This window comes from Pseudarthrobacter sp. Pseusp20, from assembly GCF_059492155.1.
Genome location: NZ_CP168521.1, coordinates 2,812,672 through 2,835,926 on the forward strand (window position 1 = coordinate 2,812,672; position 23,255 = coordinate 2,835,926).

A 23,255-nucleotide genomic window follows, 5' to 3' on the forward strand; every position below is an offset into this window, starting at 1 on the left:
TGTCCCCTAAACGTCTTCGGCTACCTCGTGATGGTGATGCTTTGAATCGTACGTTAAGGGTGGTCCCCCGCCCATATGCGCGGGCGGCGGCGCGGCGCGGCAGGATCCGCGGTTCCCGGCGGTGGACTCCCGGTGGCCGGGCGCGTTCCAGTCAGAGGGGGCGGCGGGTGCTTCGGGTGACGGTGAACTTGGGGTTCCGCCCCTCCACCACGGTGGGCCCCACGTACCGTTCCAACGCCGGCAGGTAGGCGAGGTGCCGGTTGAAGACCGTCCACAGCTCGCCGCCGGGAGCCAGCACCCGCCCGGCTGCCTGGATCATCTTGAGGCCGGCACCGGCGTGGACGCCCGCACCGACGTGGAAGGGTGGGTTGAGCAGCACGGTGTCCACGGCGGCGTCCGGGAAGGTGCTCAGCGCATCGTCCTGCAGAACGCTGATGCGGTCTGCCAGGCCGTTTGCGCGGGCGGTGGCAAGGGCGGACTGCACTGCGGCCGCGGACTGGTCGGTGGCTGTCACGGCGGCTGCCGGGAACTGCCGCGCGTACATCGCGGCAAGGATTCCGGTGCCGCAGCCGAGGTCGACGGCGTGCCGTGCCGGTTTCATCCGGGGCAGGAACGCCAGGAGGAAACGCGTGCCGATGTCCAGCCTGGGGCCGGCAAAGACTGCGCCGTGGGCTGCCACGTCCAGGTCCAGGCCGGCAAGGTGCTCCACCACGGGGAAGCGGGGCGCCGCGGTGGAGGGTTTGGGGCCCGCGGCAAGGAGGACCCGGGACTTTTGCCGTGCGAGCTGCGGCTGCACCGAAACGAAGTACCGTTCAAGGACGGCATTCATGCCCAGCGACATGTGCTTCACCCGGCCTCCTGCCAGCAGCCGGACGTCCGGTGCGGCATGCAGGGCCACGGCGGCAGCGATTTCTTCCAGTTCCGCGAGGGTCTTGGGGAGCTGCAGCAGGATGGTGTCTGCTCCCGCCAGCAGCTGGTGCCCCAGGGGCAGCTGGGCAAACTCCGCCCCGGGCCCGTCCCCCAGTTCGGCCGCGTTGAGCCGCAGTGCCCTTTCCCCTGTGATCAGGTCCTGGTGCACGCGCAGCGACGCCGGGGCAAGCACTGCCGAGGCGCCGAGCGTCAGGGCCCCGTAGCGGTCATTGATCACCGCCACGGTACCGCCGGCCCGCCCCAGCTGCACTGCGGTCTCCAGCAGCAGCCGGTCCGTGGCATCCCAGGCCTGCAGGTTGGGGGCTTCGACATCGGGCCGCCGGCGCAGGACGTTGAAAATGTCCGCCAGGGTGTTTGCTGCCACCGGTGTCCTGCCGCCTTCTGTTGCCTTCGTTCGCCTCGCGTCCCGGGGCATCACCCCCACGTTACCGTTTTCGCCGCCGTCGCCATTCCAGGCAGCTTCAGGATCCCGGTCACTGCCGCGCGGCCCGCACGGTTGGCGCCAATGGTGGACGACGACGGCCCGTAACCTACCAGGTGGACGCGCGGCTCGGCCGCCACCCGGGTTCCGTCCATGGCGATTCCGCCGCCGGGCCCGCGCAGGTGAAGCGGGGCGAGGTGTTCCAGTTCCGCCCTGAAGCCGGTGGCCCACAGGATGACGTCGGCCTTGCGGAGGCTTCCGTCGGCGCGGCGGACGCCGTCCGGTTCGATGGACGTGAACATCGGCTCCCGGTCGAGGGCGCCCCTTCCCCTGGCCGCGCGGAGGGCTGGTGTCCAGATGAGGCCCGTCACGGACACGACGCTTTGCGGCGGAAGTCCCTGCCGGACACGGTCCTCCACGAGCGCCACGGCCTCGTGGCCCGCTGTGGCATCGAACGGCGCGTCGCGCCACACCGGTTCCCTTCGGGTGAACCAGCTGGTGGTGGTGACGCGGGAAATTTCTTCCAGCAGCCCGACGGCGGAAATGCCGCCACCCACCACCACCGCATGTTTGCCGCGGAACTCCTCCGCGGAGACGTAGTCGGCGACGTGCAATTGCCTGCCGCGGAACGAGGACTGGCCCGGGTAAATGGGCCAGAACGGGCGGGTCCACGTACCGGTGGCGTTGATGATGGCCCTGGCCGTCCAGTCCCCGCGTGTGGTTTCGACCCGCAAGTGGCCGGCCGGGTCATCATCTTCGCGCCTGACGGCCCGTACCTTGACGGGCCGGAGAACGGACAGACCCAGCTCAGCCTCGTAGCTTCCGAAGTACCGGGTCAGGAATTCCGAGCTCGGTTCCGCCGGATCCACCTCCGGTTTGGCGATGCCCGGCAGATCGCTGATTCCGTTGACCGTGGCCATGCGCAGGCTCCTCCAGCGGTGCCGCCATGCACCGCCCGGCCCTTCCTCGGCGTCCAGCACGGCATAATCAATTCCCCGGCGCTGCAGGTGGTAGGCAGCCGAGAGGCCGGCTTGGCCCGCCCCGATGACCACCACGTCGGTTGGGTCAGGACTCACCTGCCCATGATAGTCGCGGAAGCCAACACGGCCTTAGGGTAGGCGCATGGAAACTGGAGCAGCCGAACGGACAGGAAACGGAAGCACCGGGCACGCTGCCCGGCTGGAAAAGGCCCTGGGGGTGGTGCTGGGGACCGGGCAGATCCCGTTGCGCCTGCGCGCGTGGGACGGCTCGGAAGCGGGACCCGTGGACGCACCCGTCCTGGAGTTCAGGTCCCGAAAGGCCCTGCGCCGCATTCTGTGGTCGCCGGGACAGCTGGGGCTGAGCCGCGCCTACGTGGCAGGTGAAATCGACACCCCGGGGGACATCTTCGCGGCGTTCACGGCATTGAGCTCGGCCGGCAAGTTCGCCGAGCCCGGGCCGTTCCGCCCGCTGACCGCAGGCGAGCTCTGGCTGCTGTTGCGCACCGCGGTCCGGCTCGGCGCCATCGGGCCCAACCCTGCCCCGCCACCGGAGGAGGCGCGCATTGCCAAAAAGGGCAGGATGCATTCCCGCCGCCGGGATTCGGCCGCCATCTCGCATCATTACGACGTCGGCAACGACTTCTACGCCCTGGTGCTGGGACCGTCGATGGTCTATTCCTGCGCGGTATGGGCCGCCGGCGGCGCCGAAGCCCCCGGGGGTGGCCCTGGCTCGGGGCTGGACGCCGCTCAGGAGGCCAAGCTGGACCTGGTCTGCCGCAAGCTGGGGCTTCAACCGGGGATGCGGGTGCTGGATGTGGGCTGCGGCTGGGGCAGCTTCGCCCTCCACGCTGCCGCCAGGTACGGCGTCAGCGTAGTGGGCGTGACGCTCTCCAGGGAACAGGCCGCCCTGGCCCGCAAGCGTGCAGCGGACGCCGGCCTGACAGACAAAGTGGACATCCGGGTCCAGGATTACCGGGATGTCAGCGACGGGCCATTCGACGCCATCAGTTCCATCGGCATGTCCGAACACGTCGGGCGCGCCCAGACCCCCGCCTACGCCTCGGCCCTCTACGGGTTGCTCCGGCCCGGCGGGCGGCTGCTGAACCACGCCATCTCCTGGAACGCCGGCCCCACCAGCCCGGACCCGGACTCATTCATTCCCCGGTACGTGTTCCCCGACGGGGAGATGATCAGCCTCGGCGAAATGGTGGCCGCCCTGGAAACGGCGCGGTTCGAAGTCCTCGACGTGGAGGCCCTCCGCCGGCACTACGCGCTCACGCTCCGGGCATGGGTAAGCCGGCTTGAGGAAAACTGGGACGAGGCGGTGAAGCTGGCCGGTGCGGGACGCGCCCGGGTGTGGCGGCTCTACATGGCCAGCAGCGCCATTGGCTTCGAAACCGGGCTGACCGGAGTCAACCAGGTGCTGGTGCGCCGCCCGGGTGGAGAGGAACCGCCGCTGCGGCGCACCGCCTGGATGTGAGCCGTTTTACTCCCGCCAACACTCCACGTACAGCGCCCTCCTGCCGGGACGTAACCCGGCAGGAGGGCGGCCTAATCCCGGGGAGGACCCGGGCTTCCTTCAGGCCACCGGCGGAGGTCCGCCTGGCCGGGTGAAAGGCTGGATTTTCTCGATCTGGACCACCTTCGGGTCTGTCTCGTCGGCGGCGTAATCCGTGGGCCGGGTGAGGTCCTCCCCCGTGCGGACCTTCAGGGCCCGCAGCACCAGGGTCAGGACGGCGGCGACAATCAGGTTCAGCGCGAACGCGGACACCGCGATGTAAACGGTGAAGTCCGTCCCGGGGATGGGGGCCAAAGAGCCGCCAAAATGGGCCTTGGTCGCCGGATTGACCACGTTGTATGCGGAGATTGTTCCGAAGATGATGCCCACCGCCCAGCCGACAAGCAGCGCCCAGCGGTCGAACCACCGGGTGTACAGGCCGGCCACCACGGCCGGGAAGGTCTGCAGGATCCAAATGCCGCCCAGCAGCTGCATGTTGATGGCCGCGGACTGGTCCATGGCGATCACGAAGACCAGCGCGCCCACCTTCACCACCAGCGAGACGATCTTGGAAACCTTCGCCTCTGTCCTGGCATCGACGTCAGGCCGGATGAAGTCGCGGTAGATGTTTCGGGTGAACATGTTTGCCGCCGCAATGGACATGATCGCCGCGGGGACAAGCGCCCCGATGGCGATGGCAGCCAGGGCCACCCCCGCAAACCAGGCCGGGAAATGGTCAAGGAACAGCTGCGGTACCACCAACTGCGGATTGACCGATCCGTCCAGGTCGATGGGCTTGGTGCCCGCCTTGATGGCCACGAAACCCAGCAGGGCCAGGAAACCAAGCATCAGCGAGTACAGGGGCAGGATGGCGGCGTTGCGGCGGATGGTATTGCGGGCCTTGGATGCCAGCACCGCCGTCACGGAGTGGGGATACATGAAGAGCGCCATGGCCGAACCCAGTGCCAGTGACCAGTAGGCGGAGTAGTTGGCAGCACCCGGAATGAAGACCCCTGCGGGCTTTCCGGTGGCCTGGTTCACCGTGCCCAGTTTGGCCTGTGCCGAACTGAAGATGGTGTCCCAGCCGCCGAACTTGATGGGCAGGTAGATGACGGCCACGATCACCGCAAGGTAGATCAGGAGGTCCTTGACGACGGCAATCATCGCCGGCGCGCGGAGTCCCGATGTGTAGGTGTACGCGGCCAGGACCACGAAGGCCAGGATCAGCGGCAGGTCGGTCAGGAGCACATTGCCTGAGCTGCCAAGGCCAAGGACCGTGAGGACGGCCTTGATGCCTACCAGCTGCAGCGCGATGTAGGGCATGGTGGCCACGATGCCCGTGACGGCGACGGCCAGCGAAAGCCAGCGGCTGCCGTAGCGGCCGCCCACGAAGTCCGCTGAGGTGACGTAGCCATGGCGGTGGGACACCGACCACAAACGGCTCATGATGATGAAGATGATCGGATAGAGGACGATGGTGTAGGGCACGGCAAAGAAGCCGCTGACGGCGCCCGTGGCCCACATCGCTGCGGGCACTGCCACGAAGGTGTAGGCGGTGTAGAGGTCCCCGCCCAGCAGGAACCAAGTGATCCAGGTGCCGAATCCGCGGCCGCCCAGGCCCCACTCGTCCAGGCTGTGCAGTCCTTCCACCTCTCCGCTGCGGCGCCATTTGGCGGCCAGGAAGCCCATGACGGCAACAACGACGAACAGCAGCACAACAATGATCAAGGCAATCCAGTTGATCTCGCGCCCGTTCATGGCCGGTCCCCTCCCAACCCGGCATCAGCGGAGGCTGTGCCTGCCCGTGGCGGGCCGCCTGGACGTGCCTCAGCCCGCCGTCGTCGGTCTTCCTTGGTTACCAGCCAATAGGCCGTGCCGGTCAGGATGGCCGAAATGGGCACCCAGAGCAGCTGGTACCAGTAAAAGAACGGCAGCCCGGCCAGCCTGGGCGCATCGAAGGAGTAGAGCTGCGGCATGAGGGGGAAGAGGATGGCGGCGGCCAGGATGATGCCGGCACCGATGTATGGAGCGGGCCTCGCAGGCCCCCGGATCGCGGTATCGCGTGTCAGGCGCGATTCCTCTGGAACAGCATCGCCGTTGTAGCCGGAACCATCTGCGTGGGACATCTGTGACCTCCTCGTCAGCCTGTCCCGCGTCCCCGCTCTTGGGTGAAAGCGGCCGGGCGGCGGGACGATGTGCCCTCAACCTCAGTTGTACCCCGCTTTGACCTGCGCGGGAAGGGTTTTTCCACCGGCTGCAGGTCCCCATCCGGAGAGAAAAGGACCAGGCCCCCAACAACGACGAAAAAGGGAACCAGCACAAATGTGATGGTTCCCTTTTCCGAGTATCGGTGGAGCTGAGGGGACTCGAACCCCTGACCCCCTGCATGCCATGCAGGTGCGCTACCAGCTGCGCCACAGCCCCGTACTCTTGTTCCTTCCGGTCGAATTCGCCGGAGCAACCTGACCAGAGTAATGCACTTTTCCGCTGGACGCCAATCGGCGGTCAACGGCCCCGGAACCGCGCTCCTCCGCCGCGCAGTCCTGCAGGCATTCAGCCGTCGTCAGCTGCGCGGGAACGGCTGGAAACGAAAAAGTCCGCCGGAACCAGGATGGTTCCGGCGGACCCGCCGGTGGAGCTGAGGGGACTCGAACCCCTGACCCCCTGCATGCCATGCAGGTGCGCTACCAGCTGCGCCACAGCCCCGGATTGTTGCTGCTCCAAGGAGCTCTCTCCGGGGTCTCCCCCGAAGCAACTCAAATATCTTAGAACAGCAATTCCGAAAATTCCAAATCGGGAATATTCACTCTCCGCACACGTTCACGGCGCGGGCGCGGCCTACTCGCTGTCGGCTATTGCGCCGGCTTTGGCGGATGCGTCGTCCCCGAGCTGCAGGTCCACCACGGGGCAATCCTTCCAGAGCCGCTCCAGTGCGTAGAACACCCGGTCCTCCTCATGCTGGACGTGGATGACGACGTCGGCGTAGTCCAGCAGGACCCACCGGCCGCCGGAACGGCCCTCGCGGCGCACCGGCCGCAGGTCCTGTTTGGCAAGTTCTTCCTCGATGCCGTCAACGATGGCGTTGACCTGGCGTTCGCTGGGTGCCGAGGCGATGAGGAAGACGTCGGCCAGGGCCAGGCGTTCACTCACGTCCATGGCGACGATGTCCTGCGCAATCTTGTCGGCGGCGGCCTTGGCGGCCGTACGGGCTATTGCAATGGACGATTCTGTTGCAGTCACGGGACTCCTTGTTTGGTGAAAAGTTGATGCCGGTGCGGTCAGCGGGACATGCCGCTGACGATCAGGATGATGCCGGCAATGAGGGCCAGGATCCCGAACGCGAGGATGCAGAACTGAAGGATGCGGTTCCGCCGCGCCCTTGTCAGGCCGGCCGTTGCGGCGTCCAGGGGGTCAAGGCCATGGGCGGCGCGGGCAGGGACGCGGGGAAGATCCTCGAAGAGATCCTCTGAGGGGTTCTCCGTCTGGTTGTCCGGGAGCGATACCCGTTTGGGACGGCTGGCGGCTTTGGCCGCTGCCTCGGCACGGGCTATGACCTGGGACCTGCCGGTGGCGGATTCGGGCTCTGGCGCCTTGGGGCGGTTGGCAGGTTTGCGTTTTCCCGGAACTTTGGTGCCGGGCCTGGTGGTGACCGGGACATGCGAGGTTGCCGGCGGCTTCATCACCGGACGTTCGACGCCGGGCACCTGGACGAACTCGAGCGGCGTCACCATCGCCAGGTTGTTGGCGGTGGACGGGCCGGGCTTGTCTTTGGCGGCGGCTTCCCTGGCCGGGGCGGGAGGATTCCCCGCCTGTTCGGCGAGCTTCTGCCGGGCCATTGCCCTGCGGTTCAGGACCGCGGCCCGCTCCGCCAGGGCGATCTGTTCGGCCAGGATCTCCGGATCGACGGCCTCCGGATCCACAGACGCGATGTGCTCCATTTTGGCGATCTGGTTCCTGGCCTGCGCGGCGATCAGCGCCCGCGCTTCCAGTGCCTGTTCCACCGTCATCCCCTCCGGGGCGCCTCCTGGAGCCGGTGCAGGACGTTCAGCGGCGGCTGCGGGCGCCGATTTCGCCGGGGCACCAGTTTTTACCGGCGCGCCGGTGTTCGCTGCAGGGGCCGGGGCAGCAGTGTCCGCTCCTGACGACGCGGTGGGGGCGGGCGCAGCGGCTGGTGGCACAATCGGATTGGCGGCCGTCAGTGCCTGCTCTTTGAGTTGCTGCAACCGCAGCTGGCGCCGGGTGGGCGGTCCCCCGGCAGCAAGCTGGCCTTCCTTTTCCTCAAGTTCCTTGATGGTGCGAAGCGCGGCCCGGTCGCGGGCGCGGATCTGGGACGAACGCTGGGTGGGCGTCTGGTCTTCAGGCGTCCGGTCGGCAGGCGTGTCGGCGGGGGCCGGCGGAGTTGTTACTGCGGAGCGGGAGCGGGCCGTCGCATCCTGTCCCGCCGGTGCGGGTGCGCCGTCGGCCGGCCGGTTCGCGGCAGGCGGGCGCTGCCCGGTGGCGGGCGGGGTGGCCTGTTGGGCGTCCCTGGCCTTCCGGAGTTCCCGGCGGCTGCGGATTGGGGGCTGTTCCTGACTCATTGAGAACTCATTCAGTACTGGCTGGTTCGCGTGCTTCGGAAGTTATTTCATCCGCGCTTGCAGGCGGCGGGTCCGAATACAGGCCGTACTTGGCGATGTATTGGACCACCCCGTCGGGGACCAGGTACCAGACCGGGTTGTTCGCTGCCACACGGGCCCGGCAGTCCGTTGACGAAATGGCCATGGCCGGAACTTCCAGGAGGCTGACGTCGTCGCGGCCCATCCCGTCCAGGACGTGCCCGGGACGTGTCACGCCCACGAAGTGGGCCAGCGACCACAGCTCGTCAATGTCCTTCCAGGACAAAATCTGCGCCAGGGCGTCCGCGCCGGTGATGAAGAAAAGGTCGGCATCAGGGCGCTGGGCCCGGAGGTCGCGGAGGGTGTCGATGGTGTAGGTGGGACCCGGACGGTCAACGTCGACACGGCTGACGGTGAAGCGCGGATTGGATGCCGTGGCGATGACGGTCATCAGGTAGCGGTGTTCGGGCTCGCTGACCTGTTTATGGGACTTTTGCCATGGCTGCCCGGTGGGGACGAAGACCACCTCGTCGAGGTCGAACTCCGCCGCGACTTCGCTGGCCGCGACAAGGTGGCCGTGGTGGATGGGATCGAATGTCCCGCCCATCACGCCAAGCCGCAGCCGCCCCCGGGCACCATTGCGGTGCAGGTTGTGGGAAATCTTAGTGGCCCTGCCCGCGATCGTGCTTATTGGGGTGCTGGCGGTGCGGATCGGCGTGCTCGTCCGTGGCGGCGTGGCGGTTGCCCAGGTTGGTGTAGGACCAGGCAATGAACATCAGGACCACCAGGATGCCGAACATGGAAACGCCAAAGACCCACGGTTCGGCCCACAGCGGCGCAAGCTCCTCGTGGCCTGATTCACCTGCGGCGGCGACGGACGTGGCAATCTGCTGGAGCAGCATTTTCTCCCCTATGTTCAAGGATTTACGGGCAGCGGAACCTTCCGCTGCTTTCCGGGTTCTGGTCTATGTTACCGCGTTGCTATGCGCGGACCTGGCCTTCGCCCTGGACGATCCACTTGGTGGTGGTGAGCTCGGTCAGGCCCATGGGCCCGCGGGCGTGCAGCTTCTGGGTGGAAATGCCCACCTCGGCACCGAGGCCAAGTTCCCCGCCGTCGGTAAACCGCGTGGAAGCGTTCACGATCACCGCCGCCGAATCCACCTCGGCGATGAACCGTTCAGCGTTGGCAAGGCTGTTGGTGAGGATCGCTTCGGTGTGCCCGGTGGACCAGGTGCGGATATGTTGCACGGCCTCATCGAGGCTGTCCACCATGGCCACGGCCAGGTCAAGGTCCATGTACTCGGTTCCCCAGTCCACATCCGTGGCCGGCTGGGTCTCGATCCCGGGCAGCGCGGCGCTGATGCGCCCGTCCACGTGCAGGCGGACACCGGCGCCACGCAGGGCGGCGGCCACGGCGGGCAGGACGGTTGAGCGCGAATGCACCAGCAGGGTCTCGACCGTATTGCAGACACTGGGCCGCTGGGTCTTGGCGTTGAGCAGGATCTCCACGGCCATGTTTTCGTCGGCGGACTCGTCGAGGAAGATGTGGACGTTCCCCTCCCCCGTTTCGATGACGGGCACGGCGGAGTTGGTCACCACGGTCTGGATCAGGTCGCGGCCGCCGCGGGGAATCAGCACGTCCACCCTGCCGCGGGCCTTCATCAGGACGTTGGCACCGGCGCGGCCGTACTGGTCCACGGTCTGCACGGCGTCGGCCGGAAGGCCCACAGATTCGAGGGCTTCGCGCAGCACCCGGACCAGGACCTGGTTGGTGGCCTCGGCAGCGCTGCCGCCGCGCAGGATGACGGCGTTGCCGCTCTTGAGGGCCAGCCCCGCGATGTCCACGGTGACGTTGGGCCGTGCCTCGTAGATGGCCGCCACGACGCCCATGGGCACGTTGACCTGGCGGAGGCGGAGCCCGTTGGGAAGGGTCTGGCCGCGCACCACATTGCCCACGGGATCCGGGAGGTTGGCCAGGTTCTCGAGGGCGGCCAACAGCCCTGCCACGCGGGCCTCGGTGAGGGTGAGCCGGTCCAGGAGCGCGGCGGAGGTGCCGTTGGCCTTGCCTTTTTCCACATCCATGGCGTTGGCGGTGAGGATGGCCGGCACGTTCTCCTGCAGGGCGGCTCCGACAGCCCGGAGGGCGCGGTCCTTCCAGGCACGGTTGGCAGTGGCCATCCGGCGGGCAGCGTGGCGGGAGCGGTCCGCGAGGGCGTGGACAGCCGCTTCAACCTCCGCACCGGAAAGAGGCGCAGCAGCTGATCCCTGTTCTGCCACGGCACCCGGCTGCGCCTGCGCAGCAGTGGTTCCGGAATTTTCAGCAGTGTGGATCAGGGCTTCAGTCATGCTCCAAGTTTAGGCGAGCCCTGGGCTCAGACCAGCACCAGGTCATCAACATGAACAACTTCGCGGTCATAGCCGCTGCCCAGTGCCTCGCCCAGCTCCCGGGTGGAACGCCCCAGCATGCGGGGCAGCTCCTCCGACGAGTAGTTCACCAGGCCGCGGGCCACAACGATGCCGTCGGTTCCTGCCAGCTCCACGGCGTCGCCCGCTTCAAAGTCGCCCTGCACCGCGGAAATCCCCGCCGGCAGCAGGGAGGTGCGGTGGTGCCGCACGGCACGCACCGCCCCCTCGTCCAGGACCAGGCGGCCCTGCACCGAGGCAACGTGCGCCAGCCACAGGAGCCGGACGGGCTTGCGGGAACCGTTGACGGAAAACCACGTGCCCACGTCCTCGCCATTCAGGGCTGCGGCGGCGTTGGACGTGGAGGTCACCAGGGCGTGAATGCCCGAACCTGCCGCCATGCTGGCAGCTTCCACCTTTGTCATCATCCCGCCGGTTCCCACACCGGCCTTGCCCGCTTTGCCAATGGAAACGCCCTCGAGGTCGTGCGCGCCGGTGACCAGGGGGATGCGCTTGGCACCCTGGGCGGGCGGCCCGTCATAGAGGGAGTCGACGTCGGACAGCAGCACCAGTGCGTCGGCGCGCACCAGGTGCGCCACCAGGGCGGCGAGCCGGTCGTTGTCGCCGAAGCGGATTTCGTGGGTGGCCACGGTGTCGTTCTCGTTGACCACGGGGACCACACCGAGGTTCAGCAGCCGGTCCATGGCGCGGAGGGCGTTGGTGTGCTGGCTGCGGCGCATCAGGTCCTCGGCCGTGAGCAGGACCTGGCTGACGGTGACGCCGTGCGCGCCGAAGGCCTGGGTGTACCGAGCCATCAGCAGCCCCTGGCCCACGCTGGCGGCGGCCTGCTGGGTGGCGAGGTCGCGGGGGCGCTTGGCCAGTCCCAGCGGGGCCAGTCCGGCCGCGATGGCGCCGGAGGAGACCAGGATGATCTCGGCGCCCGCGTTGCGCTTGGCCGCGAGTGCGTCCGCCAGGGCGGTCAGGGATTCCTCCGAGATGCCGCCCTTGATGCTGGTCAGAGACGAGGAGCCCACCTTCACGACGATCCGGCGGGCGCCTGCCAGTGCGCTCCTGTCCGCCGTCCGCCCGGCGGGTTCCGCGGTCATGCCCCTAGAGGTCATCGTCCGCTTCCAGTCCGCTCTCCTTCACAGGGTGGGCAGCGCGGCGGCCACTGACGGATTCGGTCCAGATACCGTCTTTCCGTTCCGCCTCGAGCTCGGCCCGGGCGGCGGCCTTGGCGTCACGGCGCTCCTGCTGCTCATCGCGCTTCTGGCTGCGGGTGGGCCGATCCCCAATGTCCGCGAACCGCACATCGGTGCCGCGCGGCGACGCCAGGAGCTCGGCCCCCGCCATCATGGTGGGCTCCCAGTCGAAGACGACACCGTCGTCCCCGCCGATGACCACGGTGTCGCCCGGCTTGGCGCCCTGCTTGAACAGTTCAGTCTCCACGCCGAGCTTGGCGAGCCGGTCCGCAAGGTAGCCGATGGCTTCCTCGTTGGTGAAGTCGGTCTGCTTGACCCAGCGTTCGGGCTTTTCGCCGAGGACGCGGAACAGCGGCTCCAGGTTCTTTTCCTCGCGCCGGATCTTGAAGCCGGCCTCGTTGACGGCGCGGGGACGCAGTACGGCGGGCTGGACCTTGGGCGGTGCGGCAGCGACGGCGTCGCGGGCCGCCTTGACGATCTCCGCCATGGCGAAGCCCAGCTGGCGCAGGCCCTCATGGCTGGTGGCGGACACCTCGAACACGCGGTAGCCGCGGGATTCGAGTTCCGGACGCACGAATTCGGCCATGTCCTTGCCGTCGGGCAGGTCCACCTTGTTCAGGGCCACCAGCCGGGGGCGGTGGTTCAGGGGTACCACTTCGCCGTCCTGGCCTGCGTAGCTCATGTCGACAGCGTACTTCTCCAGCTCGCCCTCGATGATGGCGAGGTCCGACAACGGGTCGCGCTCCGATTCCAGCGTGCCGCAGTCCAGCACGTGCACCAGGGCTGCGCAGCGCTCCACGTGCCGCAGGAAGTGGTGGCCCAGGCCGCGTCCCTCGCTGGCACCTTCGATGAGCCCGGGTACGTCGGCGATGGTGAACCGCACGTCTCCGGCCTGCACGACGCCGAGGTTGGGAACCAGCGTGGTGAACGGGTAGTCAGCGATCTTGGGCCGGGCCGCGGACATCGCCGCGATGAGGCTGGACTTGCCGGCCGACGGGAAACCCACCAGCGCGATGTCGGCGATGGACTTCAGTTCCAGGACGATGTCGCGGGACTCGCCTTCGATGCCCAGCAGCGCAAAGCCGGGGGCGCGGCGCTTTTGCGAGGACAGGGCGGCGTTGCCGAGTCCGCCAATGCCGCCTGCGGCGGCCACGTACTCGGTGCCCTCGCCGACGAGGTCAGCCAGGACGGTGCCGTCCTTGGACTTCACCACGGTGCCGTCCGGGACAGGCAGGATGAGGGTTTCACCGTTTTTGCCGCCGCGCCAGTCACCCATGCCGGGGCCGCCGTTGCTGGCGTGCCGGTGCGGTGCGTGGTGGTAGTCAAGAAGCGTGGTGGTCTGGTGGTCGACGCGGAGGATCACGTCGCCGCCGTTGCCCCCGTTGCCGCCGTCGGGTCCGCCCAGCGGCTTGAACTTCTCGCGGTGGACGGAGACGCACCCATGGCCGCCGGTACCGCCGGATACGTGCAGTACTACCCGGTCTACAAAGCTGGCCACGTGGATCTCCTCAGAAACTGTTTACCTGGCGGCCCAGGGGACGCCACATCGATTGTAATGCGGTTAAAAGAACAGTGGAGCGGACCCTCAGGCCCGCTCCACCGTTTCAGAACTTGTTGTTACTCTGCAGCTGCAGCAGCAACGATGTTGACTACGCGACGACCGCGGCGGGTGCCGAATTCAACGGCGCCCGGGGTCAGGGCGAACAGGGTGTCATCGCCGCCACGGCCAACGCCGGCGCCCGGGTGGAAGTGGGTGCCACGCTGGCGGACGATGATCTCGCCGGCCGAAACAACCTGGCCGCCGAAGCGCTTGACGCCGAGGTACTGAGCGTTGGAATCGCGACCGTTGCGAGTGGAGCTCGCGCCCTTTTTATGTGCCATCTGAAATGCCTGCCTCTAAATTCTGGGGAATCTGTTGAAATGCCTGAACAGTAACCGGTGGTTACTTGATGCCGGTGATCTTGACCTTGGTCAGTTCCTGGCGGTGACCCTGGCGCTTCTTGTAGCCGGTCTTGTTCTTGAACTTCTGGATGACAATCTTAGGACCACGCAGGTCCTGGAGGATTTCAGCCGTAACAGTTACCTTGGCCAGGTCAGCGGCGGCCGAGGTGACCTTGTCACCATCAACCAGGAGCAGTGCGGGCAGCTCAATGGTGCTGCCGGCTCCACCGGCGACGCGGTTCAGGGTAACGAAGTCTCCAACGGAAACCTTCTCTTGGCGGCCGCCTGCGCGGACAATCGCGTACACCACTTGGGAACTCACTTCTCTCGACGTTTATTACAAAATTTGCGTGCGGAACCGACTTGCTAAAAGCTTGGTTTCTCGCTGTGCCTCAACGCCGTGGGGTCGTAACCCAAGTGTTGGCGTAAGCACCGAAGATCAAGAATACGCTAAATCCATCTTCGGCCGCAAATGAGGCTGGTTCAGGCGGGCCGGCTGTGGTAGTAACCACAGCCCGGCAGGAACCGCCGCAACCGTGCTCCACCATCATAGCCGGGCCCGGCCCGCGGGGGTCAGGAATGCAGCCTCGGCGCGTCGAAGAACTCCACTTCCAGGCGGCAGGACTGCTTGAACGCCGTCACCATCGCCGCCCTCTCATGGTCCGGCGCGGTCCGTCCGGCTGCATCCACGATGGCGATGGCTTTGCGGGTTGCTTCGGCGAAGCCCTCGTCGGCGTACGTCCGGAGCCAGGCCGCGTAGGCATGGCCGTCCGGTTCGCCCGAGGCCAGGAACCGGGCGTGGAGCTTCCCGCCGACTTCGGCGTAGAGCCAGAAGCAGGGAAGCACGGCGGCGGCGAGGACGGCATAGCTGCCCGACGCCGACGCTGCCGTGAGGTGGTCCACGTATGACTTGGTGACGGGGCCCAGGCCCTTCGGGGCCGGGCGGGTGCTGAGCCACGAGCGGTGGAGTTCCGATTCCACCTCAAGGCACTGCTGCGCGGATCCGGCCCAGAAAAGCTGCTCGGCCTCCGAGGGGGCCAGCGCGCTGGCCCGTGCCAGCACCCTGGAGTAGCCGTTCAGGTAGAGGGCATCCTGCGCCAGGTAGTAGGCAAAGTCCTTCTCCGGAAGGTCTCCTGACGCCAGGCCGTGGATGAAGTCAAGTGCGTAGATGTCCGCCAGGTCCTGTTGGGCTTCCGACCACAACCGGGCCGCGAAGCCGCCCTCCTCCAGGACCGGCCGCACGTGGTGGAAGTGGTGTACGGGGCCGTTCCCCTGGCCCACCTCCAATTGGCCGGAGTTCTCAAGTGCGCCGGCCAGCCAGGGCTTGACCGTTCGCAGTGATGCCTCCCAATTGCCCAAACGGGCCTGGACTGTTGCCATGGCAGAGGACAGGGAACAGCCCGTCCCGTGGCTGTTCCGCGTGGAAACCCGCTTCCCCTGCACTTCCACCACGTCCGGCCCCAGGAGGCCCGAAGCGTTGACCAGAGCATCCGGGCAGTCGAGGCCTGAAAGGTGGCCACCCTTGACCAGCACGGTGGCTCCGGTGGCTTCCGCCAGGCGCCTGCCCTGGTCCAGCGCGGTGTCCCAGTCTTTCGCCGGCTCCGTGCCCAGCAGCAGCGCGAGCTCGGGAAGGTTGGGGGTGATGAGGTGGGCAAGGGGCAGCAGTTCCCGGAGCGCGGCTTCGGCGGATTCCTTCAGCAGCCGGTCGCCGCTGGTGGCCACCATGACGGGGTCCAGGACCACGACGGCGGGACGGGCCTTTTCGAGCCACTGGCGGACAGTGCGGATCACCGACTCGTCGCCCAGCATGCCGATCTTGACGGCGTCGATGCTGATGTCGTCTCTGACCGCGTCCAGCTGCTGGGCCAGGAAGCCGGCCGGCGGGACGTGGACGGACTGCACGCCCCGGGTGTTTTGCGCCGTGAGTGCCGTGATCGCGGCCATGCCGTATCCGCCATGGGCGGCAATGCTTTTGAGGTCCGCTTGGATCCCGGCCCCGCCGGACGGGTCGGAGCCTGCAATGGAGAGGACGCGCGGGACATCGCGGCCCCCAGGCAGCGCGGGGGCCACGCCGGACGCTGTGGGCAGGGGCATGGAGAGGGTCGAAGACAACAGACATCCCTTCGCCGGTACTAGCCGGACAGGTTCAACGGGTGTGGTTCTCAGCCGGCCTTCTGCGCGGCACCCCGTGTCGGGTTCCAGAGTAGCCGCTGGGGCGTACCCGGCGGAAAGGTGACAGCACCCGCGCATGCAGGAAGTCCCCGCCCGTGGACTGTTCCCCCTGGATTCATGGGGGAACAGTCCGCACGACGGGGACTTCCTGGGTGGCGCGTTGGCTGCGCCTTGGCTTAGAGCTCCGAGGCGGGGACGCCGACGCCGAGGATGATCGGTTCCCCTGCCGGCTTGCCGGGCTCCGCCGCAGCGGGCTGTGCGTTGGCGGTGTCCGGAACCTTGGCTGCGTGCGAGTGCCCCGCGCCTGTCGCCTGGACGTTCTCGTGGTGCTGGACAGCGGTTTCATTTGCGGCACCTTGGGCCCGGCTGGCAGCGCGGTGGCGCCGCGGCCTGCGTTGCCGGGACTGCTCCAGCGTGTGGTCGGAGTAGTCCTTTTCCGCCGGAGCTTCCACGGCGGCACGCGCCTCCGCTCCCCCGCCGGGCTGCTGTTCGGGCACCGACTGTTTGGGCGCTGACTGTTCGGCCGGCTTCACCGTGTCTGCGGCCTTGGCGGGCGCGTTCTCCACGGGGGAAGCCGGCTGGCCGAGGTGGGCGAAGGCTTCCGCGAGCCGGTCCAGCGTGAGGGCGGGCCTGGGATGCTGGTCCTCAGCGTGCTCCACGAAGGGAAGCGGGACTTCCTCGCCGCCGAAGGTCAGGACAGCTGCGGGGCGTGCCGGGCCATCGGCGTCGTGCTTCTCTTCAACAGGGGCCTGCGCCGGCTCGGCGGACGGTGCCTGCCGGGTGGCTGCCACCTCATCGTCATGCAGGTGGGCCGCATGGGCGGCAGCCGCGATGTTCGCCAGGGCAAGCCGGGTGGCCTCTGCCTTGGCGTGCCGCTCTGCGTCTGTGGGGTCCGGCAGGACGGTGTGGACGTGGACAGCAGGCGCCGGGGCAGCCTCGGGCTGCTGGCCGCCGCGTCCCCGCCGCCGTTTGCGCTCGGGACGGACTCCGGGCTGGCCGCCATCGGCCCGCTGCCCTTCGGGGCGGTGGGCTTCCCCGCGGGCTTCGGGGCGGCTGTCGGCGCGCTGGACGTGGTGCTCGGCCGCCACAATGTTGGCGCGGCGGTGCTCCACGGGATCGTCGTGCGTCACTACGCCCCGGCCGGCGCAGGCCTCACACTGCTCGCCGAAGACTTCCAGCAGGCCCGTCCCCATGCGCTTGCGGGTCATCTGGACCAGGCCCAGCGACGTGACCTCGGCAACCTGGTGCTTGGTCCGGTCGCGGCCCAGGCATTCCACCAGGCGGCGCAGGACCAGGTCGCGGTTGGATTCGAGCACCATGTCGATGAAGTCGATCACGATGATGCCGCCGATGTCGCGCAGCCGCAGCTGGCGCACCACTTCCTCGGCAGCTTCCAGGTTGTTCTTGGTGACGGTTTCCTCGAGGTTGCCGCCGCTGCCGGTGAACTTGCCGGTGTTGACGTCCACCACGGTCATGGCCTCGGTACGGTCGATGACCAGTGAGCCGCCGGAGGGCAGGAAGACCTTCCGCTCAAGGGCCTTGTGGATCTGCTCGTCGATGCGCCAGGCGGAGAAGATGTCCTGGTCCTTGGTCCACTTCTCGAGGCGGCCAACCAGGTCCGGCGCCACGTACGTGACGTAGGCCTCGATGGTGTCCCAGGCCTCCTCACCGGAGACGATCAGTTTGGAGAAGTCCTCGTTGAAGACGTCCCGGACCACCTTGATGGTCAGGTCCGGTTCGCCGTACAGCAGCTCCGGGGCCAGGATCTTGGTGGACTGGGACTGGCTTTCGATGCCTTCCCACTGGGCGCGCAGGCGGTTGATGTCGTGCGTCAGTTCCTCTTCCGAGGCACCTTCCGCGGCGGTCCGGACGATGACGCCGGCGTGCTCGGGCAGGCGGTCCTTGAGGATGCGCTTGAGGCGGTTGCGTTCGACGTCGGGCAGCTTGCGGGAGATGCCGGTCATGGAGCCGCCGGGCACGTAGACCAGGTAGCGGCCGGGAAGGGAGATCTGGCTGGTCAGCCGGGCGCCCTTGTGGCCGACGGGATCCTTGGTCACCTGGACCAGGACGGTGTCGCCGGATTTGAGCGCGTTCTCGATGCGGCGCTGCTTGCCTTCGAGGTTGACGGCTTCCCAGTTGACCTCACCGGCGTACAGCACGGCGTTGCGGCCACGCCCGATGTCCACGAACGCAGCTTCCATTGACGGCAGCACGTTCTGGACCTTGCCCAGGTAGACGTTGCCGATGAGCGAGTCCTGCTGGGTCTTGGATACGAAATGCTCGGCCAGGACACCGTCTTCAAGGACGGCGATCTGGATTCTGTCGTCGCGCTGGCGGACGATCATCTGCCGGTCCACGGATTCGCGGCGGGCCAGGAACTCGGCCTCGGTGATGACGGTGCGGCGGCGGCCGGTGTCGCGGGATTCGCGGCGGCGCTGCTTCTTGGCCTCAAGGCGGGTGGAGCCCTTGACGCTGGTGACCCGGTTGTTGACCGGCGCTTCACTGACCGCGCGCGGGGCACGGACCCTCGTCACCGTGTTGGGCGGGTCGTCGCCTTCCCCGCCGGTCAGCTCCAGGTCCTGGTCACCGCGGCGGCGGCGACGGCGGCGGCGGGACGTCACGCCGTCCTCGGCTTGTGTGGCGCTGTCCTCGTCGGCCTCGTCCTCGGCGTCAGCCTCGGCGCTGCCACCCTCGATGTCCTCGTCCGCCTTGTCGCCGACCCGGCTGCGGCCCCTGCGGCCGCGGCTGCGGCGCCGGCGGCGGCTGGAGGAATCGTCGCCGTCGTCGGTTTCTTCCTCTTCAGGTTCCTCGACGGCGGGTGCTGCGGGACGGACCACGGTGCTGAGGTCCGGGGCCTGGAAGAGCACGGATGTGGGCGATGCAGGCTCCAGGAAGAGGGAACCAAAGGGGCTGGCGGCCGCGGCGGGGGCGGTCTGTTCCTTGACCGCAGCGTGCTCTTCCTTGGCCACAGCGGGGGTTTCCCGGGCAGGCCCGGGGGCTCCGGCAGCCTCGGCGGCCGCGACGGGTTCCTGGGGCTGCTCCTGCGCAGGAGCTGCTTCCTGGGCGGCAGCTTCCTCCCGGGCCGGTTCCTGTGCCGGGGCTTCCGGGATTGCTGGTTCTGCAGCGACGGCGTCCGCTGCCGCGGCTTCCGCCGCGGGCGGGGCAGCCGGGGACGCGGCCTTGCGGGTGGCTACCCGACGGCGGCGAACAGGTTTGGTTTCGGCGTCCGCCGTGGCAGCAGGTGCTGCGGCAGCGTCTTCACCGGCCATGGCCGGTGCCGGGGCATCAACGGACGCAGCATCGACGGACACAGCATCAACAGGCGCAGTGCCGGCGGCAGCGGTTGCCTCTGCGTCATCAGCGAAGGCGGGCAGGGGTTCGGGGGCGTCCGCTTTCCTGCGGGCGCGGGTGCGGCGGGCAGGGGCCTTGGGCGCCGCGGCGGCTTCCGCCGACGGCGAGTCGCCGCTTGCTTCAGGGGCGGCTGCCTCCGGCGCCGTGGCCGCTGCATCCGTCACGGCTTCTTCGGTCTTGGGAGCCGTTTTCCGGCGGGTACGTACAGCCCTCTTGGGTGCAGCAGCAGCCTCGGCAGCCGGTGCATCATCGTTAACGGCCAGTTCCTGATCATTGTCCATATGTGGCAACACTCCTGCCCCTGACGTACCGCCACATCCGGCACCCATTGGGGCACATATTGTCAAAACCCGCAGGCGTTGACAGAAGTCACGTGGATACTCCCAGGTTCGCACCGTCATTGGGGTGCGGCAGCCCGTGGGAGCCGGTGGATGTTCTGAAAACCCGTTGTTCTGCGTGCCACAACCAGGTGCCGCCCAATGGAGTGGCGGGAGTGCCGGAAAAATCCGAAGCCTGCCCTGCCCATCATTGGCGGTCTTGGGAACATACCACCGGACCGGAGTCCGAATGTGGATCGGCTTCCAGCCACGTTCATTCTCTCATACCCGCGCCGGATCGCCGCGGAGGCAGGCACTTCCGTTCCCATTTCCTGTGTGGCGGCACCAGCCGCCGGCGTTACAATCAGGCTCAGGAGCACCGGACGAAAAGGACGCCACACCCATGCCCAGCATCTCCCCCGTCAGCGCCCATGAAACGGAAAGGGCCACGGATCCGCAGGCCACTGCGGCCGCAGGCGTTCCGCGGATGGCCCGGAACCGGCCCTTCGGCTGGCTGCTGGTCATCACCGGAATCGTGGGCTGGCTTGCCTCCGGAACCCTGGTCCTGGAAAAGCTCGAAGTCCTCAAGGACCCCAACCACACCACCGTCTGCGACGTGAACCCCTGGATCTCCTGCGGCCAGGTCATGCAGACGTGGCAGAGTTCGCTGTTCGGTTTCCCCAACATGTTCATCGGTATCGTCGCGTTCGCCATCACCATAACCGTGGGCATGGCGTTGCTGTCCGGTGCCACGTTCGCGCGGTGGTACTGGATGGGGCTTCAGGTGGGCGTCACGCTCGGCTTCGCCTTCGTGGTGTGGCTGTGGTCCCAGGCCCTGTATTCGATCCACATCCTGTGCCCGTTCTGCATGATCGTCTGGGCGGCCATGATTCCGCTCTTTGTGTGGACCACCATCAGGAACATCACGGCCGGAGTGATCCCAATGCCCGCGGGGGCGGCCCGCGTGCTGGGTGATTCCGGCTGGATCATCACGGCACTGCTGTACGTGGCCGTCGTCGCCACCATCTTCTTCGCGTTCATCCAGGTCTTTGCGGGCACGTCAGGCTTCTGAGCTGCGGACGGCAAAAGGCCCCTGGTTCCGAAGAACCAGGGGCCCTTTTGCTGTCCTTGGACTGTCAGCCCTGGAACCAGATCTTGATCTCGCGCTCGGCGGAGTCGGTTGAGTCGGAGCCGTGCACCAGGTTCTGCTGGACCTTCAGGCCCCAGTCCCGGCCGAAGTCGCCGCGAATGGTGCCCGGGGCCGCGGTCGTGGGGTCCGTGGTGCCGGCCAGTGACCGGAACCCTTCAATGACGCGGTGGCCTTCGAAGATGGCCGCCACCACGGGTCCGCTGAGCATGAACTCCACCAGCGGCTCGTAGAACGGCTTGCCTACGTGCTCCTCGTAATGCTGCTCCAGCAGCTCACGGGTGGCGTCGACCTTTTTCAGCTCAACAAGGCTGTAGCCCTTGGCTTCAATGCGGGCCAGGATGGCGCCGGTCAGGTTACGGGCGACGCCGTCGGGCTTGATCAGGACGAGGGTGCGCTCTGTAGTCACAACTGCTCCAATGCGTTCGTGGGGTTTCGGGATAAGTCTACGGGGACTGGCTTACGGGGACTGGTTTACGGGGACTGGGGCTGGGCGGGACCGGCCCCGTCCGGGTGGGCGGCTTCCCATTCGGCCTGTTCGCGTGCCCGCTGCGCAGCCTCGCGGTCCAGCCGGATGCCGGTGCGGATTCCGTACCACCAGGCCGCGGCGAAAAGCCCACCCACCAGGAACATGGCCGGCTCGAAGATGCCTGTGAGGATCAGGACCAGCTGCAGGATCCAGCCCAGGCCGATGCCCCAGGGCCTGTTGAGGACCGCGCAGGCGAAGATCATGACCACGCTGAGTGCGATCCCCACGCCGAGGATCAGTGCCGGCGGAAACTCTCCGCGGCGCAGGCCAAACACCACCAGGGTGGCGAAGAACATGACGAACGCTTCCAGGAGCAGCACCGTGGAAGCGAACATCACTTTGGTGGAGCGGCGCTTCTTGGGCATGCCGGGACGCCACTCGCGCTGGGCCTTGGTCAATCTGGCCACGCTTACGCCTCCGTTTTTCCGAGCAGGATCCGCGCCTCTGCCACCAGGGTGATGGAGCCGGTGACCAGCACGCCGCCGGAAAGGTCGTCATTGGCTTCGGCCCGTTCCACGGCCCATTCGAGTGCGTCGTCCAGCTTTTCGGCGATGTGGACGTTGTCCTCGCCAAATCCCAGGTCGATCGCCAGCTCCGCCAGCTCGGCGGCCGGAACCGCCCGGGGAGAGTTGGACTGGGTGAAGCAGTACTCCACTGCCATGTCGCCCAGCGACTCCCTGATTTCGCGCAGGATCTCCTCCGCGTCCTTCTCCTTGAGCACGCCCACCACCGGAACCAGCCTGGTGAAGGTGAATGCTTCCCGCAGGGCGGCGGCGGAGGCATTGATGCCGTCGGGGTTGTGGGCGGCGTCCACGATGATGGTGGGTGCGGTCCGCACCACCTCAAGGCGGCCGGGGGACGTAACGGCCGCGAAGCCTTCCTGCAGCACGTCGATGTCGAGTTCCTTTTCACCGCCGAAGAACGCCTCCAAGGCGGCCACCGCGACGGCAGCGTTCTGTGCTTGGTGGGCGCCGTGCAGTGGCAGCATGAGGTCCGGGTAGCGGCCGGCGATGCCCTGGATAGTCAACACCTGCCCGCCAACAGCCACCGTCCGTGACTCGACACCGAACTCAACGCCCTCGAAGCGGAACGGTACGCCCACCGCCTTGGCCTTCTCCAGCAGCACCTGGGCCGCATCGAGGGGCTGGGCCGCGCTGATGAGGTAGCCGCCGGGCTTGATGATGCCGGCCTTTTCGCGGGCGATGTCCTCCGTGGTGTCGCCCAGGAGGTCGGTATGGTCCAGCGAAATCGGCGTCACCACCGAGACCTGGCCGTCGCCGACGTTGGTGGCATCGGTAATGCCGCCCAAACCCACCTCGATGATGGCCACGTTGACCGGCTGGTCAGCGAAGATGGCGAAGCCCAGGATGGTGAGGCACTCGAAGTACGTCAGTCTCGGCTCCCCCTCGGCTTCGAGTTCCGAGTCCACAATCTGCAGGTAGGGCCTGATTTCGTCCCAGATCCTGACAAACGTCTCGTCGGATACCGGATGGCCGTCGATGCTGATCCGCTCGGTGACCTTGGACAGGTGCGGGCTGGTGTAGCGTCCGGTGCTCAGGCCGTGGGCGCGGAGCACGGACTCGATCATCCTGGATGTGGACGTCTTGCCGTTGGTTCCGGTCACATGGATGATCGGGAACGCCTTGTTGGGCTCGCCCAGCACGTCCATCGCACGGAACAGCGGAGCCAGCCGCGGCTCCATCTTGTTTTCCGGCGCCCGTCCCAGCAGTTCGGCGTACACGCTTTCCACGGAAAATTCGTCGCTCATG

20 protein-coding genes, 2 tRNA genes and 1 riboswitch are annotated in these 23,255 nt (G+C 67.4%); of the genes, 2 read left to right on the forward strand and 20 right to left on the reverse strand.

Features of this window, described 5'->3' with window-relative positions:
- Positions 1–151: 151 nt before the first annotated feature.
- Both ACEN9K_RS12960 and ACEN9K_RS12965 read right to left on the reverse strand, forming a co-directional pair.
- On the reverse strand, positions 152–1,294 hold the full coding sequence (locus ACEN9K_RS12960; protein ID WP_495634511.1) for a class I SAM-dependent methyltransferase: 1,143 nt from the start codon (positions 1,292–1,294) through the stop codon (positions 152–154).
- A 50-nt stretch (positions 1,295–1,344) separates the two neighbouring features.
- Positions 1,345–2,427, reverse strand: a complete 1,083-nt coding sequence (locus tag ACEN9K_RS12965; protein WP_495634512.1) for an FAD-dependent oxidoreductase — start codon at positions 2,425–2,427, stop codon at positions 1,345–1,347.
- Between the two features lie 46 nt (positions 2,428–2,473).
- On the opposite strand from ACEN9K_RS12965, the gene ACEN9K_RS12970 reads away from it, so the two are divergent.
- Positions 2,474–3,811: a class I SAM-dependent methyltransferase gene (locus ACEN9K_RS12970; protein WP_495634513.1), complete on the forward strand. Its 1,338-nt coding sequence runs from the start codon at positions 2,474–2,476 to the stop codon at positions 3,809–3,811.
- Positions 3,812–3,910: 99 nt separating this feature from the next.
- Here the strand turns inward: ACEN9K_RS12970 and mctP are convergent, their stop codons facing one another.
- The 15 genes from mctP to ACEN9K_RS13045 all read right to left on the reverse strand — a co-directional run bounded on the left by mctP (position 3,911) and on the right by ACEN9K_RS13045 (position 19,774).
- On the reverse strand, positions 3,911–5,587 hold the full coding sequence (mctP, locus tag ACEN9K_RS12975) for a monocarboxylate uptake permease MctP (RefSeq protein ID WP_018769454.1): 1,677 nt from the start codon (positions 5,585–5,587) through the stop codon (positions 3,911–3,913).
- Complete coding sequence (locus tag ACEN9K_RS12980; RefSeq protein WP_018769455.1) at positions 5,584–5,955, reverse strand: DUF3311 domain-containing protein; 372 nt, start codon at positions 5,953–5,955, stop codon at positions 5,584–5,586. Before ACEN9K_RS12980 ends, mctP begins: the two co-directional genes overlap by 4 nt.
- A 225-nt stretch (positions 5,956–6,180) precedes the next feature.
- Positions 6,181–6,253, reverse strand: a tRNA-Ala gene (locus ACEN9K_RS12985).
- 209 nt (positions 6,254–6,462) lie between these two features.
- Positions 6,463–6,535 (reverse strand) — tRNA-Ala (locus tag ACEN9K_RS12990).
- Between the two features lie 132 nt (positions 6,536–6,667).
- Positions 6,668–7,069 carry a ribosome silencing factor gene (gene rsfS, locus ACEN9K_RS12995; RefSeq protein WP_018769456.1) on the reverse strand — a complete coding sequence of 134 codons (402 nt, stop codon included), beginning with the start codon at positions 7,067–7,069 and terminating at the stop codon, positions 6,668–6,670.
- Between the two features lie 38 nt (positions 7,070–7,107).
- Positions 7,108–8,406: a hypothetical protein gene (locus tag ACEN9K_RS13000; RefSeq protein WP_488314535.1), complete on the reverse strand. Its 1,299-nt coding sequence runs from the start codon at positions 8,404–8,406 to the stop codon at positions 7,108–7,110.
- A gap of 7 nt (positions 8,407–8,413) precedes the next feature.
- The gene (nadD, locus tag ACEN9K_RS13005; protein ID WP_377204418.1) at positions 8,414–9,085 is read right to left on the reverse strand and encodes a nicotinate-nucleotide adenylyltransferase; all 672 of its coding nucleotides are present in this window, start codon (positions 9,083–9,085) and stop codon (positions 8,414–8,416) included.
- 1 nt (position 9,086) lies between these two features.
- Positions 9,087–9,326 carry a hypothetical protein gene (locus ACEN9K_RS13010; RefSeq protein ID WP_018769459.1) on the reverse strand — a complete coding sequence of 80 codons (240 nt, stop codon included), beginning with the start codon at positions 9,324–9,326 and terminating at the stop codon, positions 9,087–9,089.
- A 79-nt stretch (positions 9,327–9,405) separates the two neighbouring features.
- The gene (locus ACEN9K_RS13015) at positions 9,406–10,770 is read right to left on the reverse strand and encodes a glutamate-5-semialdehyde dehydrogenase (RefSeq protein WP_495634514.1); all 1,365 of its coding nucleotides are present in this window, start codon (positions 10,768–10,770) and stop codon (positions 9,406–9,408) included.
- A gap of 26 nt (positions 10,771–10,796) precedes the next feature.
- Complete coding sequence (gene proB, locus ACEN9K_RS13020) at positions 10,797–11,933, reverse strand: glutamate 5-kinase (RefSeq protein ID WP_018769461.1); 1,137 nt, start codon at positions 11,931–11,933, stop codon at positions 10,797–10,799.
- A gap of 4 nt (positions 11,934–11,937) precedes the next feature.
- Positions 11,938–13,527 (reverse strand): GTPase ObgE, encoded by a 1,590-nt coding sequence (obgE, locus tag ACEN9K_RS13025; RefSeq protein ID WP_495634515.1) that lies wholly within the window; start codon positions 13,525–13,527, stop codon positions 11,938–11,940.
- A 119-nt stretch (positions 13,528–13,646) separates the two neighbouring features.
- A complete protein-coding gene (gene rpmA, locus ACEN9K_RS13030; protein ID WP_009372867.1) occupies positions 13,647–13,910 on the reverse strand; it encodes a 50S ribosomal protein L27 in 264 nt (87 codons plus the stop codon).
- 61 nt (positions 13,911–13,971) lie between these two features.
- Positions 13,972–14,280, reverse strand: coding sequence for a 50S ribosomal protein L21 (rplU, locus tag ACEN9K_RS13035; protein WP_003803420.1), 309 nt, complete (start codon positions 14,278–14,280; stop codon positions 13,972–13,974).
- A gap of 263 nt (positions 14,281–14,543) precedes the next feature.
- Complete coding sequence (gene thiD / locus ACEN9K_RS13040; protein ID WP_495635705.1) at positions 14,544–16,064, reverse strand: bifunctional hydroxymethylpyrimidine kinase/phosphomethylpyrimidine kinase; 1,521 nt, start codon at positions 16,062–16,064, stop codon at positions 14,544–14,546.
- A 7-nt stretch (positions 16,065–16,071) separates the two neighbouring features.
- A riboswitch (TPP riboswitch) is annotated at positions 16,072–16,169 on the reverse strand.
- Between the two features lie 149 nt (positions 16,170–16,318).
- Positions 16,319–19,774, reverse strand: coding sequence for an Rne/Rng family ribonuclease (locus tag ACEN9K_RS13045; RefSeq protein ID WP_495634516.1), 3,456 nt, complete (start codon positions 19,772–19,774; stop codon positions 16,319–16,321).
- A 439-nt stretch (positions 19,775–20,213) separates the two neighbouring features.
- Here ACEN9K_RS13045 and ACEN9K_RS13050 point away from each other — a divergent pair, with 439 nt between their 5' ends.
- The gene (locus ACEN9K_RS13050; protein ID WP_018769465.1) at positions 20,214–20,882 is read left to right on the forward strand and encodes a vitamin K epoxide reductase family protein; all 669 of its coding nucleotides are present in this window, start codon (positions 20,214–20,216) and stop codon (positions 20,880–20,882) included.
- A gap of 64 nt (positions 20,883–20,946) precedes the next feature.
- On the opposite strand, the gene ndk is transcribed toward ACEN9K_RS13050, so the two are convergent.
- The 3 genes from ndk to ACEN9K_RS13065 form a co-directional block, all read right to left on the reverse strand.
- Positions 20,947–21,366, reverse strand: a complete 420-nt coding sequence (ndk, locus tag ACEN9K_RS13055; protein ID WP_018769466.1) for a nucleoside-diphosphate kinase — start codon at positions 21,364–21,366, stop codon at positions 20,947–20,949.
- Between the two features lie 65 nt (positions 21,367–21,431).
- On the reverse strand, positions 21,432–21,893 hold the full coding sequence (locus ACEN9K_RS13060) for a DUF4233 domain-containing protein (RefSeq protein ID WP_026265799.1): 462 nt from the start codon (positions 21,891–21,893) through the stop codon (positions 21,432–21,434).
- A gap of 2 nt (positions 21,894–21,895) precedes the next feature.
- Positions 21,896–23,254: a bifunctional folylpolyglutamate synthase/dihydrofolate synthase gene (locus tag ACEN9K_RS13065; protein ID WP_495634517.1), complete on the reverse strand. Its 1,359-nt coding sequence runs from the start codon at positions 23,252–23,254 to the stop codon at positions 21,896–21,898.
- Position 23,255: the final 1 nt, after the last annotated feature.

Coding starts and splice junctions, on each gene's coding strand:
- ACEN9K_RS12970 (WP_495634513.1), top strand. CDS start 2,474: ATGGAAACTGGAGCAGCCGAACGGACAGGAAACGGAAGCACCGGGCAC.
- ACEN9K_RS13010 (WP_018769459.1), bottom strand. CDS start 9,326: ATGCTGCTCCAGCAGATTGCCACGTCCGTCGCCGCCGCAGGTGAATCA.
- ACEN9K_RS13045 (WP_495634516.1), bottom strand. CDS start 19,774: ATGGACAATGATCAGGAACTGGCCGTTAACGATGATGCACCGGCTGCC.
- ACEN9K_RS13015 (WP_495634514.1), bottom strand. CDS start 10,770: ATGACTGAAGCCCTGATCCACACTGCTGAAAATTCCGGAACCACTGCT.
- ACEN9K_RS13000 (WP_488314535.1), bottom strand. CDS start 8,406: ATGAGTCAGGAACAGCCCCCAATCCGCAGCCGCCGGGAACTCCGGAAG.
- ACEN9K_RS12980 (WP_018769455.1), bottom strand. CDS start 5,955: ATGTCCCACGCAGATGGTTCCGGCTACAACGGCGATGCTGTTCCAGAG.
- ACEN9K_RS13050 (WP_018769465.1), top strand. CDS start 20,214: ATGCCCAGCATCTCCCCCGTCAGCGCCCATGAAACGGAAAGGGCCACG.
- thiD (WP_495635705.1), bottom strand. CDS start 16,064: ATGCCCCTGCCCACAGCGTCCGGCGTGGCCCCCGCGCTGCCTGGGGGC.
- ACEN9K_RS13065 (WP_495634517.1), bottom strand. CDS start 23,254: ATGAGCGACGAATTTTCCGTGGAAAGCGTGTACGCCGAACTGCTGGGA.
- rpmA (WP_009372867.1), bottom strand. CDS start 13,910: ATGGCACATAAAAAGGGCGCGAGCTCCACTCGCAACGGTCGCGATTCC.
- mctP (WP_018769454.1), bottom strand. CDS start 5,587: ATGAACGGGCGCGAGATCAACTGGATTGCCTTGATCATTGTTGTGCTG.
- proB (WP_018769461.1), bottom strand. CDS start 11,933: ATGACCGCGGAACCCGCCGGGCGGACGGCGGACAGGAGCGCACTGGCA.